This window comes from Natronorubrum halophilum (assembly GCF_003670115.1).
GTDB classification, from domain to species: Archaea; Halobacteriota; Halobacteria; order Halobacteriales; family Natrialbaceae; genus Natronorubrum; species Natronorubrum halophilum.
Map to the genome: position 1 here is coordinate 12,563 of NZ_QQTY01000004.1, position 15,035 is coordinate 27,597.

Annotated in this window: 17 protein-coding genes and 3 tRNA genes; 13 read left to right on the forward strand and 7 right to left on the reverse strand. The window is 64.5% G+C overall.

Translation table 11 applies throughout. From position 1 onward, the window contains the following. On the forward strand, window positions 1-1,347 hold the full coding sequence (locus DWB23_RS15475) for a hypothetical protein (protein ID WP_121743715.1): 1,347 nt from the start codon (window positions 1-3) through the stop codon (window positions 1,345-1,347). A 202-nt stretch (window positions 1,348-1,549) separates the two neighbouring features. Further along, window positions 1,550-2,515: a transcription initiation factor IIB gene (locus DWB23_RS15480; RefSeq protein WP_121743716.1), complete on the forward strand. Its 966-nt coding sequence runs from the start codon at window positions 1,550-1,552 to the stop codon at window positions 2,513-2,515. A gap of 101 nt (window positions 2,516-2,616) precedes the next feature. Here DWB23_RS15480 and DWB23_RS15485 read toward each other — a convergent pair. Then, window positions 2,617-2,687 (reverse strand) — tRNA-Gly (locus tag DWB23_RS15485). A 184-nt stretch (window positions 2,688-2,871) separates the two neighbouring features. On the opposite strand from DWB23_RS15485, the gene DWB23_RS15490 reads away from it, so the two are divergent. Continuing rightward, a complete protein-coding gene (locus DWB23_RS15490) occupies window positions 2,872-3,672 on the forward strand; it encodes an NAD+ synthase (RefSeq protein ID WP_121743717.1) in 801 nt (266 codons plus the stop codon). 23 nt (window positions 3,673-3,695) lie between these two features. Here the strand turns inward: DWB23_RS15490 and DWB23_RS15495 are convergent, their stop codons facing one another. Next, a complete protein-coding gene (locus DWB23_RS15495; RefSeq protein ID WP_121743718.1) occupies window positions 3,696-4,241 on the reverse strand; it encodes a GNAT family N-acetyltransferase in 546 nt (181 codons plus the stop codon). Between the two features lie 86 nt (window positions 4,242-4,327). Then, window positions 4,328-5,038, reverse strand: a complete 711-nt coding sequence (locus DWB23_RS15500; RefSeq protein ID WP_121743719.1) for an enoyl-CoA hydratase/isomerase family protein — start codon at window positions 5,036-5,038, stop codon at window positions 4,328-4,330. A 61-nt stretch (window positions 5,039-5,099) separates the two neighbouring features. Between DWB23_RS15500 and DWB23_RS15505 the strand changes: the two genes are divergently transcribed. Further along, window positions 5,100-5,885 carry a DUF7114 family protein gene (locus tag DWB23_RS15505; RefSeq protein ID WP_121743720.1) on the forward strand — a complete coding sequence of 262 codons (786 nt, stop codon included), beginning with the start codon at window positions 5,100-5,102 and terminating at the stop codon, window positions 5,883-5,885. A gap of 80 nt (window positions 5,886-5,965) precedes the next feature. Then, window positions 5,966-6,037: transfer RNA gene (locus DWB23_RS15510), tRNA-Thr, on the forward strand. A gap of 62 nt (window positions 6,038-6,099) precedes the next feature. Here DWB23_RS15510 and DWB23_RS15515 read toward each other — a convergent pair. Continuing rightward, window positions 6,100-7,146, reverse strand: a complete 1,047-nt coding sequence (locus DWB23_RS15515; protein WP_121743721.1) for a lysylphosphatidylglycerol synthase transmembrane domain-containing protein — start codon at window positions 7,144-7,146, stop codon at window positions 6,100-6,102. A gap of 139 nt (window positions 7,147-7,285) precedes the next feature. On the opposite strand from DWB23_RS15515, the gene DWB23_RS15520 reads away from it, so the two are divergent. Then, a complete protein-coding gene (locus DWB23_RS15520) occupies window positions 7,286-8,209 on the forward strand; it encodes an NAD-dependent epimerase/dehydratase family protein (RefSeq protein ID WP_121743722.1) in 924 nt (307 codons plus the stop codon). Between the two features lie 61 nt (window positions 8,210-8,270). Here the strand turns inward: DWB23_RS15520 and DWB23_RS15525 are convergent, their stop codons facing one another. Beyond that, a complete protein-coding gene (locus DWB23_RS15525) occupies window positions 8,271-8,564 on the reverse strand; it encodes a DUF7521 family protein (RefSeq protein ID WP_121743723.1) in 294 nt (97 codons plus the stop codon). A 143-nt stretch (window positions 8,565-8,707) separates the two neighbouring features. Between DWB23_RS15525 and DWB23_RS15530 the strand changes: the two genes are divergently transcribed. Then, window positions 8,708-8,938 carry a CDGSH iron-sulfur domain-containing protein gene (locus DWB23_RS15530; protein ID WP_121744298.1) on the forward strand — a complete coding sequence of 77 codons (231 nt, stop codon included), beginning with the start codon at window positions 8,708-8,710 and terminating at the stop codon, window positions 8,936-8,938. Window positions 8,939-8,984: 46 nt separating this feature from the next. Here the strand turns inward: DWB23_RS15530 and DWB23_RS15535 are convergent, their stop codons facing one another. Continuing rightward, window positions 8,985-9,296, reverse strand: coding sequence for a DUF7091 family protein (locus DWB23_RS15535; RefSeq protein ID WP_121743724.1), 312 nt, complete (start codon window positions 9,294-9,296; stop codon window positions 8,985-8,987). 191 nt (window positions 9,297-9,487) lie between these two features. Between DWB23_RS15535 and DWB23_RS15540 the strand changes: the two genes are divergently transcribed. From DWB23_RS15540 to DWB23_RS15555, 4 genes are all read left to right on the forward strand, one after another. After that, a complete protein-coding gene (locus tag DWB23_RS15540; RefSeq protein ID WP_121743725.1) occupies window positions 9,488-10,417 on the forward strand; it encodes a replication factor A in 930 nt (309 codons plus the stop codon). 1 nt (window position 10,418) lies between these two features. After that, window positions 10,419-11,060 (forward strand): RPA family protein, encoded by a 642-nt coding sequence (locus DWB23_RS15545; RefSeq protein WP_121743726.1) that lies wholly within the window; start codon window positions 10,419-10,421, stop codon window positions 11,058-11,060. A gap of 100 nt (window positions 11,061-11,160) precedes the next feature. Continuing rightward, entirely contained in the window at window positions 11,161-11,646 is a 486-nt protein-coding gene (locus DWB23_RS15550; RefSeq protein WP_121743727.1) for a VOC family protein, read from the forward strand. 248 nt (window positions 11,647-11,894) lie between these two features. Continuing rightward, on the forward strand, window positions 11,895-12,305 hold the full coding sequence (locus DWB23_RS15555; protein ID WP_121743728.1) for a ribbon-helix-helix protein, CopG family: 411 nt from the start codon (window positions 11,895-11,897) through the stop codon (window positions 12,303-12,305). Between the two features lie 66 nt (window positions 12,306-12,371). Here DWB23_RS15555 and DWB23_RS15560 read toward each other — a convergent pair whose 3' ends face one another. Next, window positions 12,372-12,827 carry a DUF5814 domain-containing protein gene (locus DWB23_RS15560; protein ID WP_121743729.1) on the reverse strand — a complete coding sequence of 152 codons (456 nt, stop codon included), beginning with the start codon at window positions 12,825-12,827 and terminating at the stop codon, window positions 12,372-12,374. Window positions 12,828-13,002: 175 nt separating this feature from the next. Here DWB23_RS15560 and DWB23_RS15565 point away from each other — a divergent pair. Further along, window positions 13,003-13,075: transfer RNA gene (locus DWB23_RS15565), tRNA-His, on the forward strand. A gap of 631 nt (window positions 13,076-13,706) precedes the next feature. Beyond that, on the forward strand, window positions 13,707-14,996 hold the full coding sequence (locus DWB23_RS15575; RefSeq protein WP_121743731.1) for a hypothetical protein: 1,290 nt from the start codon (window positions 13,707-13,709) through the stop codon (window positions 14,994-14,996). The last annotated feature ends 39 nt before the right edge of the window (window positions 14,997-15,035 follow it).

Consider the following 15,035-nt stretch of genomic DNA (forward strand, 5'->3'; position numbering starts at 1 on the left):
ATGCGTCGCTCGCTCGTAATCGCGATCACACTGCTCGCACTGTCCGTGCTCTTCGTCGGCGGTCCGTCGCTGTTGTTCTCGCCATCGACCAGTGACATCGCACCCGACGAGACGGAAGTCTCGCCGCGAATGACTACCGTGGGAGACTCCGAAAGCAAATTCTGGCGGTTTATCAGCCCGCAGGAACGGTTTCAGCAGCGAAGCCCGCTCAACGTGATCGTCCGGGGAGACACCGACGATATCCTGCAAGTGATGTCCGAAGAGGGTGACGGAGAGTGGGCAGAACTGGATGACCGAGCGGCGAACGACACCGAAAACGAGACGATCCTCGAGGAGGAGAACGGTCACGCGACGGGGGTCAAGTGGGGTGACGCTACCGGAGCGACCCGATACGCGTGGGTCGATCCGGGTCCCGGTGAGGACGCCTACTGGACGACGGAGTCGGCCCAACTCGAGGACGGTGACTACTACGGCCAGCGCTATCACATCCGGCTCTACGAGAGCCCGAACCCGGACGACCAGTGGGTTGCCATGCAGGGACACACCGAACACTTCGACTGGTTCACGCTCCGTCACCGCGTCGACGGTGTCGAAGCCGCCCAGTCGAAGATCGAATCGGACTTTATGGCCCTCCCGCAGGTCGATACCGAGCAGGACGTCCGTCGGATCTATCTCAATAATTCCGGCCCCTCGGACGCCAACGGCTGGGCGACCGTCGTCGATCTCACTGGGATGATCCTCCTGCCCGCGGGCGTGGGACTTGCGGCCCGCAAACGCACCAGGAGTACCGGGACCGGCACCGGTCGGGGAACGAATCCCGAGCGCGTCTCCGAGCACGCGCCCGACGCCGTCGACGATCGCTTGACCGACGTCGACCGCCGCCGGATCGCGGCCGCCTACGATCGCATCGAGGCCGGGCACATCATCCTCGTCTTTACCGTCCTCGCGCTGTTCCTCGGCGTCCGGATGGGCGGACTCCTCCTCGAGCGCCGTGCCGGATTCATGACGCCGCACATGATCGCCGCGATGTTGTATCCGGTCATCGCGCTGGGAATCCCGACGGCGACCTATCTGATCGCCGGGACGCTCACCCGACGACTCGACGCCGCCATCGTCGCCGCGGGCTCGCTCGCGGTCGCAATCTGGCTCGATTACGGTCTGCTCGGCGTGGATTCGCTTCCCGTCGACGTCGTCTTACAGCGAATGCTCGTCGTCGTCGCGCTGGGGCTGATCGCCGGCGGTGCAGCCAAACGGGCGACGCGCGACTCCCGGTTCAACGATCTGCTGCTCGCCGGCGTCGCGATGTGGGTCGTCGTCCTCGTCGGAACCTTGTTCGGCTACTTCTGAGAAACCGGTCTCGAGGGGCTTCCGACGCCGGGATATCGATCGTTCTGCGACCGCGTCTCGGTCCGAGACGCCTTCGGCACGAGACGGGTCCGCTACCATCGTTTCCCCGGTGCTCGCCGAGTCGACAGCGTCGAGTATGACTTCGATACCGCTCTCGTGCTGGCAAGCCCTTAAGCCACTGGGACTCCGATATCGATTCGAAATGGCTAGTTCCACCCGCCAGCGCCAGCGTGATTCTGAAACGGACGAAAAAACGCAGGAATCAGGGGGTGAGCGGGTATGCAGTGAGTGTGACAGCGGAACACTCATCAAAAGCGAGGATCAGGGAGAACTCGTCTGTGACCACTGTGGACTGATCGTCGAAGGAACGAACATCGATCGCGGCCCGGAGTGGCGCGCGTTCAACCACTCCGAACGACAGAACAAGTCTCGCGTCGGCGCGCCGACGACGCAGACGATGCACGACAAGGGGTTGACGACCTCGATCGACTGGAAAAACCAGGACGCGTACGGACGGTCGCTCTCCTCGGACAAACGCAATCAGATGCGCCGACTGCGCAAGTGGCAAGAGCGGATCCGAACGAAAGACGCCGGCGAGCGGAACTTGCAGTTCGCCCTTTCGGAAACCGACCGGATGGCCTCCTCGCTCGGCATCCCCCGGTCCGTCCGCGAGGTCGCCTGCGTGATGTACCGACGGGCGCTGGACGAGGACCTCATCCGCGGCCGCTCGATCGAGGGCGTCGCGACCAGCACCCTCTACGCCGCCTGTCGCATGGAGGGGATTCCCCGATCGCTCGAGGAGGTCGCCGCCGTCTCCCGGGTCGAGCGCAAGGAGATCGGTCGGACGTATCGGTACGTCGCCCAGGAACTCGGCCTCGAGATGAAACCGGTCAACCCGACGCAGTACGTGCCGCGCTTTTGTTCCGAACTCGAGCTTTCCGAAGAGGTGCAGGTGAAAGCCAACGAGATCATCGAGACGACGACCGAGAAGGGACTCCTGTCGGGGAAGTCGCCCACCGGCTACGCCGCCGCCGCGATCTACGCCGCGTCCTTGCTCTGTAACGAGAAGAAGACCCAGCGCGAGGTCGCCAACGTCGCCCAGGTGACCGAAGTCACGATCCGAAACCGGTATCAGGAGCAGATCGAAGCGATGGGCATCTACGAGTAAGGCGCGCCATCGGTCTTCGACACGCGGTCGGTTCTGTCATTTTGATTCGGCTCCGACGCTCGAGCGCTCGCCGAGCGACGCGATATCCAGAAACCAGCGGATGCGCCGACCGGGAGTCGAACCCGGGCTATGAGCTTGGGAAGCTCATGTCCTACCACTGGACCATCGGCGCGCATCGTCGCTGCGAGCCTCGCGCGGCGAGGCCCGCAAGTCATCCGAACGTACCCGCCGATTGCACTTCAACGTAGCGCTCTCCCCTCGAGTCACCGCATCCATGGCACCTCGAGAATGTAACACCCGTCCACTTTTTGCCTGCGAGGGGAGGCTATTAGGACGAGCCATCCGTACGAGGAGACATGCCTACGCTCGACCTTCGCTTCTCGGAAGGGGAACTGGAACAACGACGCGAACACATTACGGACTTTATCCGCGAGCGGGTCGATACCGCGGGAGCGGAGGGTGCCGTCCTCGGCCTTTCCGGCGGCATCGATAGCACGCTCACCGCCGAGCTCGCCGTCGAGGCGCTCGGCGCGGAGAACGTCCACGGGCTCGTCCTGCCCGCGACCGTCAGCAGCGGCGGGAACATGAGCGACGCCGAACGGGTCGCCCAGGACCTCGAGATCGGGTACGACGTCATCGAAATCGAACCGGTCATCGACTCGCTGCTGGCGGCCTACCCCGAAGCCGAGGAGGACCGCGAGGCCGTCGGCAACGCTCGAGCGCGCGTCCGGGCCGTCCTGAACTACCTCGTGGCGAACCACGAACAGCGACTGGTGCTGGGAACCGGCAACCGCAGCGAGGCCGCCGTCGGCTACTTCACCAAGTACGGCGACGGAGCCGTTGACTGTCACCCGATCGGCAACCTCTACAAGGCGCAGGTTCGACAGCTCGCTCGCCACGTCGGCGTTCCGGAGGATCTCGCCGCGAAAACCGCCACGGCGGAGCTGTGGGCCGACCAGACCGACGAGGACGAGATGGGCGTCAGCTACGAGACGCTCGACTCGATACTCGCGACGCACGTCGACGGCCCGCTGTCAGTCGCCGCGACCTGCCGGCTGCTCGAGGTCGACGCGGAGACGGTCGAGAAGGTCCGCGGCATGTACGAGCGCAGCGAGCACAAACGACGGGTGCCGCCGGCGCCCGAGCCGCCGAACTGATCGCGACTCGCACAGTCCGCACCCTATTCCGATTCCGTCTCCGAGCGCCACTCGTCCTCGAGGACGCCGTACCAGTAGGTGTCGTGGTACTCGCCGTCGACGAACGCCTCGTCTCGGTGGACGCCTTCCCGCGTGAATCCGACCGACTCGAGCAGTCGCTGCGAGGCCTCGTTGAACTCGAAGACGCGAGCCGTGAGCTTGTGCAGACCGAACTGGTCGAAGCCGTAGGTGACGAGACGCTCGGTCGCGTCGCTTCCGTATCCCCGTTCGTGGTACGCTGGGGCGATCCAGTAGCCGATCTCCGCGCGCCGGGACTCCCACTCGATCGAGTTGAAGCCGATCGTTCCGACCGGCGTCGAATCGGCGACGACGAGCAGGTTCACCGTGTCGTCGTCGCAGACGACGTTCTCGAAAAAGTCCTGTTCCTGCGCTCGGTTGATCGGCCTCGAGCCACCGATCGCCCGCCAGACGCGCGGATCGTTGATCTCTCGTTGCAAGAACTCGAGGTCGTCCTCCTCGATCGGTCGAAGATCGACGCGATCACCGGCGAGAAATACCGTCTCGGGCATTGGTCTGTGTACTATCGAGCGCATACAAAACCGTTAGGATACTCACACGTTCGCGGTGACCGACTGCCGCACCGAACTCGCGGCGACTACTCGAGCAGCGCGTCGATATCGTCCGCGTGGGCTTCGACGAGGTCGCCGAAGGCCTGCGCTTCCCGTCGCTCCTGCGTCGCGCGCTCGCTGTCGTCCCGGATCCGGCGTTTCAGGACGGCGAGGGTGTCGACCGCGTTCGAAGCGATCTCTTCGGCGACGTCTCGCGGGTCGTCCTCGATCCGCGAGATCAGACCCATTCGCAGGGCCTCCTCGGCGTCGACGGCTCGGCCCGAGAGCGCGAACTCGAGGGCGTTTCCGTCGCCGACCGCGCGGGGCAGCCGGACGGTGCCGCCCCAGGCACCGAACAGCCCGAACGTCACGCCGGGCTCGCCGTAGGTCGAGTCGGGCGCGCCGACGCGGACGTCACACGCGAGCGCGAGTTCGAGACCGCCGCCGCGCGCGGGACCGTCGATACCGGCCACGACGACCGCCGGCGAGTCCTCGATGGTCCGGGCGACGCGCTGGCCCAGGCGGGCGAACTCGACGGCCCGGTCGCGGTCGCCGTCGAGGCCGCCGACCGCCGCGAGGTCCGCGCCAGCACAGAACGCCGAGCCGCGTCCGCGAAGATAGATCACGGGTTCGTCGGCCGCCTCGATCGCCGCCTCGAGCGACTCGAGCCCGTCGACGGTCAGGGCGTTTCGCGCCTCGGGGCGGTCGATCATGACGGTGCGGACGGACCGGTCGGCATCGATATCGACATCGATCATGTGCGGCAGTCTATCAGAGGTTTCCAAAGGTCTTTGGCTCCGCCGTCGTAAGCCTCTGCCAATGGAAAAAGCCGACAGCTGTCGGCGTGCCGCCTCCGAGGCCGTCGCGGACGTGGAACCACCGCAGCTACACGACCACATCGAAACCACCCTCGAGGAAGCGTCGATGCTTCCGGGCGTGCTCACCATCGAGAGCGCCGCAGCGACAGTCGACGGAAGCGACGGGACCGCATTCGAGGCCGACCGATCGACGAGCCGAGCGCAAACCGGGGACCACCAACGCGACCGCGACACGGATCGCAGCCGTTCCTCCGAGCGCGAATTCGACGGCATCGCCACGCAAGCAGCCGGTGTGCAGCTCATCTACGAGGGGCTGCGCCTGACGCGGGCGCTCGCCCGCGACGAACCGTGGGCGGCGATGGAGACCGATCGGGACGACACGACCGCCAGCGACCTCGAGATTCTCGCCGCCGATATCCTCGTCGCTCGCGGGTTCTACCTGCTCGCCCGCACCGACGCCGCGGGGAAAGCGGTCCGAACCGTGCAGGCGTTCGGACGGGATCAGAGCCGCCACGGTGCAGTCGCTGACGCCGACGAGTCCGAACGCGAGTCCATCGACGCCAACCTGGAACGAGACATCCTCGAACTCGCCGTCCTCACCGGAGCCGCCGCCGTGGGCGACGCCCCGAGTTCGCGGCTGCTCGCCACGGCCGACGCCATCGCTGACGCCGTCGGGGCCTCGTTCCCGCCGGCCGGGACGTATCTCGTCGACCCCGATCCGTCGCGCTCCGGGCAGTCACTCGAGGACCACACGACCGATCGAGCGACCTCCGCGACCGATCCCTGACTCGAACCGCGCCACACCACCCCACGCCCGGTGGCGAATCGAAACGCATAAAGACGACTCGAGACAACGATGAAATGCGCGCCTGGGTAGCTTAGCGGTAAAGCGCGTCCTTGGTAAGGACGAGAGCCCGGATTCAAATTCCGGCCTAGGCTTGGTTTCTCCACTGGACTCGAGCCCGTATCCTCGAGTCCAATTCTGGACAGGTTCGACGTCACTACGAACGGTCCCGTGGTCGCTCGAGCCACGGCGAGTACGAGACCGCGACGGTTCCGACGCCGAAAAACAGCGGGAGCCAGTACGTCGCCGCACGGTAGAGCAGCGTCGCGGCCGCCGCTTCGACGGCGGGAACGCCGGCGGTGGCGACGAGCAACAGGATGAACACCGACTCGACGGTGCCGAGTCCGCCCGGGAGAGGAAGCACGTTCGTCGTCGCGCCGAGCGGGACGATGAACAGCGCGATTTCCGGCGGGATCTTGTACCCGACCGCGTAGACGGCGAGCCAGAGCGCGAGCGAGAGACAGAGCCAGCCCGCCGTCGAGGAGACGAGTGCGCGCTTTAGATTGCGTCGGTCGGCGGTCACCCGTTCGACTTCTTCGACGAACAGCTCGAGGCGGTCGTATAATCGATCGACCGAAACCGCCCGAATACCGGGCACGACCGCGCTCACTCGAGTCGAGAGGCCGCCGAAGAGACGAGCGGTGCCGACTATCGCCCGCCGCCGATACTGCCATCCCAGAACGATCCCGCCGAGAATGAACCCGAACACGGCGACCACCGCCAGGAGTGCGAATTCGACTCGTCGACCGAGCGCCGCGGTCACGGTGATGTAGACGACGCCGATCCCGGCCAGTGGTAGCATGGGGGCGTAATTCAACAGATCGACGCTCGAGACCGTCGCGAAACTGGTCTCGTAGTCGCGGCCGGTGTGACGAGTCAGAAAGAACGCGGCGAGGGGTTCGCCGCCCAGATACGTCGACGGGGCGACGCTGTTGGCAAAGAGCACGTCGCCGAACATGAGGACCGCACCGATCGGGCCGTGGTCGACGTCGAGAATGTGCAAGACGATCGAGAACGTGTACGTCCACGCGCCGGCCCAGAGCACGACGGCCGCGAGGACCGCGATCAGGCCGATGCTGTTTGCGGTCGCGACGGCGGACGCTGTCGCTCGAACGCCGACGGCGGAGAGAACGAGAAGAATCACGCCGAAAGCGACGACGAACCCGACCGCGACGGTCGTCACGCGAACGCCAGTAGTATCCATGCGTGTGCCATACCGCGAACAGGAACAAAACAGTAGGCCAACACGGGACGGGACGAGCGCGCCCCGCCGACGCGAGTTCGCGACACCGGTGCAAATATTTGGGACCACGGTTTAGTGGGGTGACCGGTAGACGTCTAGCATGACCGAGCTATCGACGCCGGAGTTCGATCACGACGTCAGTACCGCAGTCGTCACGGGTGCCCTCGGAGACGTCGGTTCGTGGGTCGTCGACCGACTCGCGGATGGCGGCGTCCACGTCGTTGGCATCGATCGCGAGCGTCCCGAGGGAGTACGCGCGAACGCTGAGTTCCGTGCCGTCGACCTGACCGAACAGGCCGCCACGTGGGAGACAATTCGCGAGGTCGATCCCGACGCGATCGTCCACCTGGCGGCGATCTCAGACCCGCTCGTGAACCCGGCGACGCGGGTCTTCGAGAACAACGTTACGAGCACGTACAACGTGTTCCAGGCGGCCGGGCGCACGGGAACCGACGTCGTCTGGTCGTCCTCACAGGCGGCCTACGGCGCGCTGTTCGCGGAGACGGACTGGACGCCGGACTACCTGCCGATCGACGAGGAACACGACCGCCGTCCGGAGGATTCCTACGGGCTGTCGAAGGTCTGTAGCGAGGAGATCGCACGGACGACCGCTCGGCGATACGATGTGACCGTTACCACCGTTCGGCCGGCGACGGTGTTCACGCCGGACAACGCTCGAGCGCGCCCGACCGAGGACGGAACGGATCTCACGGACGAGGCGTCCGGCGGAAACTTCGGCTCCTACGTGGACGTGCGCGACGTTGCCCGGATGGTCGAAGCGGCGCTCGGAGCCGATCACAACGGCCACGAAGCGGTCTGTTGCGTCGCCGACGAGAACTACCTCGGACGGCCGACGAGAGAACTCGTCGAGGCTGTCTGTGGCGAACGTCCCGACGACGCCTCCCTCGAGGGCAAGCAGTCCGCGCTCTCGAACGCGAAAGCCGCTGAGCTACTCGGGTGGACGCCCGAATACTCGTGGCACGACGAGGATGCGGCGGACGCGTCTGGGCCGAACTGGTTGTGATACGCCGACGGGACGGCGAAACCGTCGAGAAAGCGTCCGAGAGCGACCAGTAGGCGAGTCACTACGAGACGTACAGCGAGTAGGCGATGATGAGAAAGCCGGCGAGCATGAGCAGACTCTCGAGAAGAATGCCCGTCATCAGCGGGACCTCGAGCAGTTCGTAGAGCAAGCCGGCGAGCACCAGTCCGAGGGTGACGAGGCCGAATCCGGCAGCGAGATAGCCGAGCGCGCGCTGACGGGTCCGACGGTAGGCCTTGTACGCGAAGAACGTGATAACGCCGCCCACGAGCAGGATCAGCGTCTTGACGACGGTAAGGATGATCGCGATCGACGTTCCTGCATCGTGGAAACTCATGTCAGTTGCGTACGTCGAAATTACGAACGGGAACCAAGTAGCTTGCGTTTACGACGATTCCGGCCACCGCCTTCGGTCGCGACTCGAGAGCGGAGCGACCGATGACCAGTTCCTTTTCGGCGATCGGTCCCGAACCGCGAGTGATGACACGACTCGTCGAACTCGAGGCAACCGGCCCGCGAAAACTGGACCCCACCGATATCGACGACGAGAAGGGCGACGTCGCGATCTGTCAGTGCGGTCTCTCGGACTCGTTCCCGTTCTGTGACGGGAGCCACCGCCACACCGAGGGCGAGGATTCTGAGACGACCTACGTTTACGAGGACGGCGAGCGCAGGGCAGTCGACCGCGTCGTTACGGCGGACGAGGGATAACGCAACACAGTCCCTCGAGCGGCGAATCGGAATGGATACCGGTAGTTCACCACGTTTCGATCCGGCCCTCGCGAACGTCCTCCGCACAGCCCTCGCAGTCGGGATGGCCCGCCTCGTAACAGGCCGGCCGGTACTGCTCGTCGAGCATCGCCGCTCGCTGTTCGGCGTAGCGGCGACAGACGATCTTCGCCCGTCCCGCCTCGTCCGAGGGGATCCCACGGGCGTTTTTCGCCACCCGGTAGGCCTCGCGAGCCTCCGCGAGTTGCTCGTCCGTCGATCCGCGAACCTGTTCGTACTGCTCGCCGGCTTGCTGGAGCTTCGAGCGAAGGAACCGCTCGAGACGACGACGGTCCGCCATTACCGATCCGTTGGGCCGCGGGCCACATAGTCCCGTCGCCGGAATCGGAGCGGACCGCGAACCGAGATCTGGTTGCAGTTTCGCAGTTCGAGTCGTCCCGTTCACTTTCACTCCGGCCCCGTTACTTTAAATACTATTGGGCGCGAAGCTGGGTATGCCTCCCACTGAAACGAAAGAGGAGGCGTGACACAATGAGCGACGTACGACAGCACGCGGACGACATACACGACCAGTTTTCAGACCACATCGACGTCTCCGTCGACGACGTCGAGGAGCGCCTGACAACGCTCGTCGACGAGTACAAGGTTCCCATCGACGAAGCGCGACGGAGCGTCACCAACCACTACCTGGAGGAAGCGGACCTAGAGCGCGAAGACATCTCGCGCGGCGGCAGCGAGGCCGTCAACGTCGAAGACGTCGACGAACCGGAGCAGTGGATCGACCTCACCGCGAAGGTCATCGAGCTCTGGGATCCCCGAAGCGACTCCGTCGCACAGGTCGGCCTGCTGGGCGACCCCACGGGAACGATCAAGTTCACCAAGTGGGCGAAATCCGACCTGCCCGCCCTCGAGGAAGGCGGCGTCTACGAACTCCAGAACGTCGTCACCGACGAGTACCAGGGCCGGTACTCGGTCAAACTCAACAGCACGACCGTCATCGAGGAACTCGACGAGGAGCTCGAGGTCGGCGACGACACGAGCGTGATCGAAGGCGCGCTCGTCGACATGCAAAGCGGCAGCGGGCTCATCAAGCGCTGCCCGAAGGACGACTGTACGCGCGTCCTCCAGAACGGCCGCTGTAACGAACACGGCGAGGTCGAAGGCGAGTTCGACCTCCGAATCAAGGCCGTCGTCGACGACGGCATCGACGCCCACGAGGTCATCTTCGACAAGGAGGCCACCGAGGACCTCACCGGGCTGAGTCTCGAGGAGGCAAAGGAGATGGCGATGGACGCGCTGGATACGACCATCGTCGCCGACGAGATCATGGACGATATCGTGGGCACCTACTACCGAATAGAGGGGCCGACCTTCGGCCGCTACGTGCTGGCCGACGACGTCGAGGAACTCGACGGGCCGGCCGATGCGGAGGAACTGCTGATCAAAGCGAGGTCGATGTGACATGAGCCAGTCAGAACTCACCCGCGAAGTCGCCCGACGCGTCTTCGCATCCGAATTCAACGATTCGACGTACACCTTCAAAGAGAGCGACGACGAGCGCGCGCCGAACTACGCGCTCCTCCCGACCGGCGACCGCGCGAACCGCGCGTTCATCGTCGGAACCCTCACCGAGACCGAAGACGTCGGCGACGAAAGCGAGTACTGGCGCGGCCGGGTCGTCGATCCGACCGGGACGTTCTTCGTCTACGCCGGTCAGTACCAGCCCGAGGCGGCCGCCGTTCTCCGGGACACGGAGCCGCCGGCCTACGTCTCGATCGTGGGCAAACCCCGAACCTACGAGACCGAAGACGGTACCGTCAACGTCTCCGTCCGGCCGGAGTCGATTTCGATCGTCGACGCCGCTACCCGCGACCGCTGGGTCGTCGAAACCGCAGAACGGACGCTCGACCGCATCGAAGCGTTCGAGGCGTGGGAAGCCGAACAGGAGGCACCCGAAAGCGGCTCGACGGCACCCACGAACGAGTACGCCCAGATGGCTCGCGAGCGCTACGACTCGCCCGTCATCAACTACCGCAACGACGTGATTCAGGCCCTCGAGAGCCTCGAGGATATCGAGAGCGACGACGCCGAAGCGACGGTCTGAGGTCGGTCGCGGTCACCGTTCTTTTTCGCAGCCGCTCGCGAGCGCAACCGGCGGAGCCTGCCGGCACAGTCGTTACCGGGCTCGAGCCGGAAGATAGCCTATGGTCGACTCGGATAGCACCCACAGAGACGACGGACGCGCCAGGCTCGTCGGTATCAATCACGTCGCTTGCGAGGTCGGCGATATCGACGCCGCACTCGAGTTCTACGAGTCGCTGTTCGCGTTCGACCTCCGGAGTCGGAGCGATACGCACGCGTTTCTCGATATGGGCGACCAGTTCATCGCGCTCGCGGAAACCGATGCGGCTGGCGACGAGATCGACGACGCTCGCCACTTCGGTCTCGTCGTCGACGATACAGATCGCGTGTCCGAGCGCCTCGAGACGCTCGAAATCGACCGGCTCGATGAACCGGGGATCGAGATCCGTGATCCGTGGGGGAATCGCGTTCAGATCGTCGACTACGCGGAGATCCAGTTCGCGAAGGCGGATCACGTTCTCGAGGGGATGGGTCTTGGAGACCTCGACAAAACCGACGACGCGCTCGCGGAACTCGCGGCGAAAGGGGTAGCACCCGATTCCGAGTGATCGGATCGGCGCAACTACGTCTCCGTTCGGTCACCCTCGAGAACGGCCTCGAGTACCGTTTCGATCGCCTCTCGAGCGCCCGACGAATCTACTCCCGTGATAGAGCCCTGCCGTGTCGGTGAGCGGCGGGAAACTTCGATCTCGGGAGAGTATACCGTCGCTCGGCGGGTCGGACGGACACTCCCGTCGTCCGACGGTACCTCCCGTCTGACGAACTGTTAAGTGTTATGCCCGACGAATAGCACTCAATGGGCAACAAGAACAAGACGATCTCGTTTCGTGTAAACGAGGACGCGTTCGCGGCGCTGCAGGATATCGCCGAGGAACGCGACATCTCGTTGTCCGCGGTCTTCCGGGACTACGTCGACCAACTCGTCGAACACGACGGGCAGGTCGCGGTCGTCACCGAGGCGGAACTCGAGGCGAGAGACGGGAGCACGGACGGCGAGGAGCAAACGTTCCCCCCGACCGTCGAGGTGCCAAAACGCTTCATCCGCGAACACGAGCGCCTCGAACTCGAGGCCGACCACCTCCGCGAGCAACTCGACGAGTACAAATCCTACGTGAACGACCTACAGGATCGACTCGAGGAGGAAGAAGGCGAGGTCCTGTTGCTCGACGAGTTGGACAACGAGGACGAATCGTACCAGCTTCGATAAGGACGACGGTTCCGACTCGACTCGGTAACGATGACGGCTCTGACTCGCGTCTAACGACGACGGCCCTTATCTCGAGAGATTCCGTTTTTCCCGCCGAATTTCGTCGTACTTCTCGTCTGCACCGTCGACCTGGGCGAGTCCCTCGGCCGCCTCGAGCGTGCGTACGGCGTTATCGAGAAACGAGAGCACGTCGCCGGGGTAAGCGTAGACCATGTAGTCGTCGGTCATCACGTCGACGATCGCGTCCGGCCCCAGCCCCTGCGCGCGGAGTTCGAGGAGATACTGGAGGAACTTCCGTTCCGGACAGCCACAGTAGGGGTTGTTGTCACAGCCGCAGTCGAGGAAGTCCTGCGTGAAATCGAGCACGCGATCGCGCGTCGCGTCGTCGAGTTTCTCGAGCCCCTGGCCCTGAAAGAGCATGTCGAGCGTCGCTCCCTTGAACGCACCCTTCGGGATGTTCGTCTCGAGTTGGGAGCTGAGTTGGCGGTGATTCTTGACGTAGATTTTGTCGGTGATGGCCACGCGTTGGCGGTGATAGCGCCCGTACCCCAAAAAACGTCTCGGTCGTGAGTTGTCGGCGACTACCGACGGGCGGTGGGCATCCACCCGGAGATCGCGCGGTACGGAGTCGCACGGCCTCGTGCTCGAGTCGTAACGTATTTGAGGGCAACCGCTCCTAATTCAGGACGCAAGCGTGTCCGGGTTAGGGTAGTGGACTATCCTTCAGCCTTGTGGAGGCTGAGACGCGGGTTCGATTCTCGCACCCGGACCTTTTGACGACGGCTTCACGGAGGAGTCAAAAGTCCGACCGAGATCGAACCACGCGAGACGAGCGTCAGCGAGTCTCGCAGTCGGGTTCGATTCTCGCACCCGGACCGGTAATCGAAATCGATACTCGTCCCTGAGACGCTCGACGACTTACTCACCGGAAGATGCCCTCGAGAGATCGCTCCGCGGAGGTTCGGGCCTCTTCGAGAAGCCAACATCCTGTTCGCTCGAGCATTCGTCCGTGATAACCTCGGACGTCGTCGGTAATCAGCGGGGATCGTACGCGCCTGCTCGAGCGCTCGAGACGTCGCAAGCGGTGTCGTTCCGACGGACGCGAGCGAGCGCGGACCCACGGACAACGCCAATACCGGTCCGTCCCTACACCCGATCGATGTCAGAACCGGACGGTCCGTTCGAGTGTCGTTCCTGTGAGGTTTCGGTAGCGTTCGAGGACGCCCGTCGGACGAAAACGATGGGGGGACTCGACCCGACGAAGTGGCAGACGCTTTGCTGCCCGAACTGCGGTTCGCGGCTGCAGACAGTTTTCGTCGGCGACTGAGACGACGGCTCAAGCGCCCGACGGCGGCGTGTTCATGCCTTCGCGTTTAGGCCGCCAAGCCTGTAGTGTGGCGTATGGCGGAGCCCCAACTCGATGAGACGCTGGATTCGACGCAACGAAACGCGGTGTTAGCCTGGCTCGTCACCGTCATTCTCGCGGCGCTCGCGGTCAATCACGGTCTCGCCGACTCGTATCGCTGGTTCGCGTTCACCTGGTTTGCGGTCGCGATCGTGTTGCTTCCGGTCGCCGCGTTCCGGGATCCGCTCGCGATGCCCCCCTGGGAGTTACTGGTCCTCGTCTTGCTCCCGGTCGCCGACGCGACGGTGCTCGGCGAATCACCGCTGACGATGATCGCGGTCTACATCGCCGTCGCCGCGGTCGCGCTCGTCGCGATCGTCGAGGTCGACCGGTTCACCGCGGTCCGAATGAACTACCCGTTCGCGATCGTTCTGGTGGTGCTCACGACCCTCGCCGTCGCCGGCGCGTGGAACGTCGCCCAGTGGCTCTCCGACGCGACGTTCGGTACTAACTACATTCTGGACGGGCGCTCGCAAGATGCGGCCAACTACGCGCTGATGGTCGACTTCGCCTACGCGGCGCTCGCCGGCCTGCTCGCGGGCGCCGTCTTCAGTCGCTACTTCCAGTCCGCTCGCGAGTACGCTGACGAAATAGACCGCACCCCGACGCAGGAACCGCAAGACAAGACGGCCAACTCGGGAACCGGGGCAGTTCCCAGCCTGATCCGCGATCGGCTGGACGTCCCCGATCGAACCGTCCGACTGCTCTCACGCGTTATGCAGGTCGCCCTCGCCGTTCTTCTGCTGTACGGGCTCGTCACGCGTGACCCGACCACGGTCACCAACAGCGCCATCGCGCTCGGCATCACGTTCCTCCCCGCGATACTCGAGGACGATTACCGGCTCCCGCTCGAACCGGGGCTCGTCTTCTGGCTCACGGCGGCGGTCTTCCTCCACGCGCTCGGCTCGGCCGGCCTGTACGGGGTCATCGGTCAGTGGGACAGCGTGACGCATACGGTTTCGGCGTCGATCGTCGCTGCGGCCGGATACGCGGTCGTTCGTGCGATCGACCTGCACACTGACGAGATATACGTTCCGTCGCGGATGCTGTTCGCGTTCATCCTCGTGTTCGTGCTCGCTTTCGGCGTCGTCTGGGAGCTCGCAGAGTTTGCGATCGACTGGAGCGCACAGCAACTCGGTATGACGGCAATCGTTGCCCAACACGGCATCAACGATACGATCGTCGACCTCGTCTACGACGTCGTCGGTGCCATCGTCGCCGCAGTCTGGGGTTCGTTCTACCTTACCGATCTCTCTCAGCGTATCGCTGGCCGGCTCGAGGGGTGACGCCGCTCTCCGAGCGCGGGTCGACGGTATCGAAGGGAT

Excerpts from the sequence above, each read along its gene's own strand:
- DWB23_RS15475 (WP_121743715.1), top strand. The coding sequence starts at position 1 with ATGCGTCGCTCGCTCGTAATCGCGATCACACTGCTCGCACTGTCCGTG.
- DWB23_RS15480 (WP_121743716.1), top strand. The coding sequence starts at position 1,550 with ATGGCTAGTTCCACCCGCCAGCGCCAGCGTGATTCTGAAACGGACGAA.
- DWB23_RS15490 (WP_121743717.1), top strand. The coding sequence starts at position 2,872 with ATGCCTACGCTCGACCTTCGCTTCTCGGAAGGGGAACTGGAACAACGA.
- DWB23_RS15495 (WP_121743718.1), bottom strand. The coding sequence starts at position 4,241 with ATGCCCGAGACGGTATTTCTCGCCGGTGATCGCGTCGATCTTCGACCG.
- DWB23_RS15500 (WP_121743719.1), bottom strand. The coding sequence starts at position 5,038 with ATGATCGATGTCGATATCGATGCCGACCGGTCCGTCCGCACCGTCATG.
- DWB23_RS15505 (WP_121743720.1), top strand. The coding sequence starts at position 5,100 with ATGGAAAAAGCCGACAGCTGTCGGCGTGCCGCCTCCGAGGCCGTCGCG.
- DWB23_RS15515 (WP_121743721.1), bottom strand. The coding sequence starts at position 7,146 with ATGGATACTACTGGCGTTCGCGTGACGACCGTCGCGGTCGGGTTCGTC.
- DWB23_RS15520 (WP_121743722.1), top strand. The coding sequence starts at position 7,286 with ATGACCGAGCTATCGACGCCGGAGTTCGATCACGACGTCAGTACCGCA.
- DWB23_RS15525 (WP_121743723.1), bottom strand. The coding sequence starts at position 8,564 with ATGAGTTTCCACGATGCAGGAACGTCGATCGCGATCATCCTTACCGTC.
- DWB23_RS15530 (WP_121744298.1), top strand. The coding sequence starts at position 8,708 with ATGACACGACTCGTCGAACTCGAGGCAACCGGCCCGCGAAAACTGGAC.
- DWB23_RS15535 (WP_121743724.1), bottom strand. The coding sequence starts at position 9,296 with ATGGCGGACCGTCGTCGTCTCGAGCGGTTCCTTCGCTCGAAGCTCCAG.
- DWB23_RS15540 (WP_121743725.1), top strand. The coding sequence starts at position 9,488 with ATGAGCGACGTACGACAGCACGCGGACGACATACACGACCAGTTTTCA.
- DWB23_RS15545 (WP_121743726.1), top strand. The coding sequence starts at position 10,419 with ATGAGCCAGTCAGAACTCACCCGCGAAGTCGCCCGACGCGTCTTCGCA.
- DWB23_RS15550 (WP_121743727.1), top strand. The coding sequence starts at position 11,161 with ATGGTCGACTCGGATAGCACCCACAGAGACGACGGACGCGCCAGGCTC.
- DWB23_RS15555 (WP_121743728.1), top strand. The coding sequence starts at position 11,895 with ATGGGCAACAAGAACAAGACGATCTCGTTTCGTGTAAACGAGGACGCG.
- DWB23_RS15575 (WP_121743731.1), top strand. The coding sequence starts at position 13,707 with ATGGCGGAGCCCCAACTCGATGAGACGCTGGATTCGACGCAACGAAAC.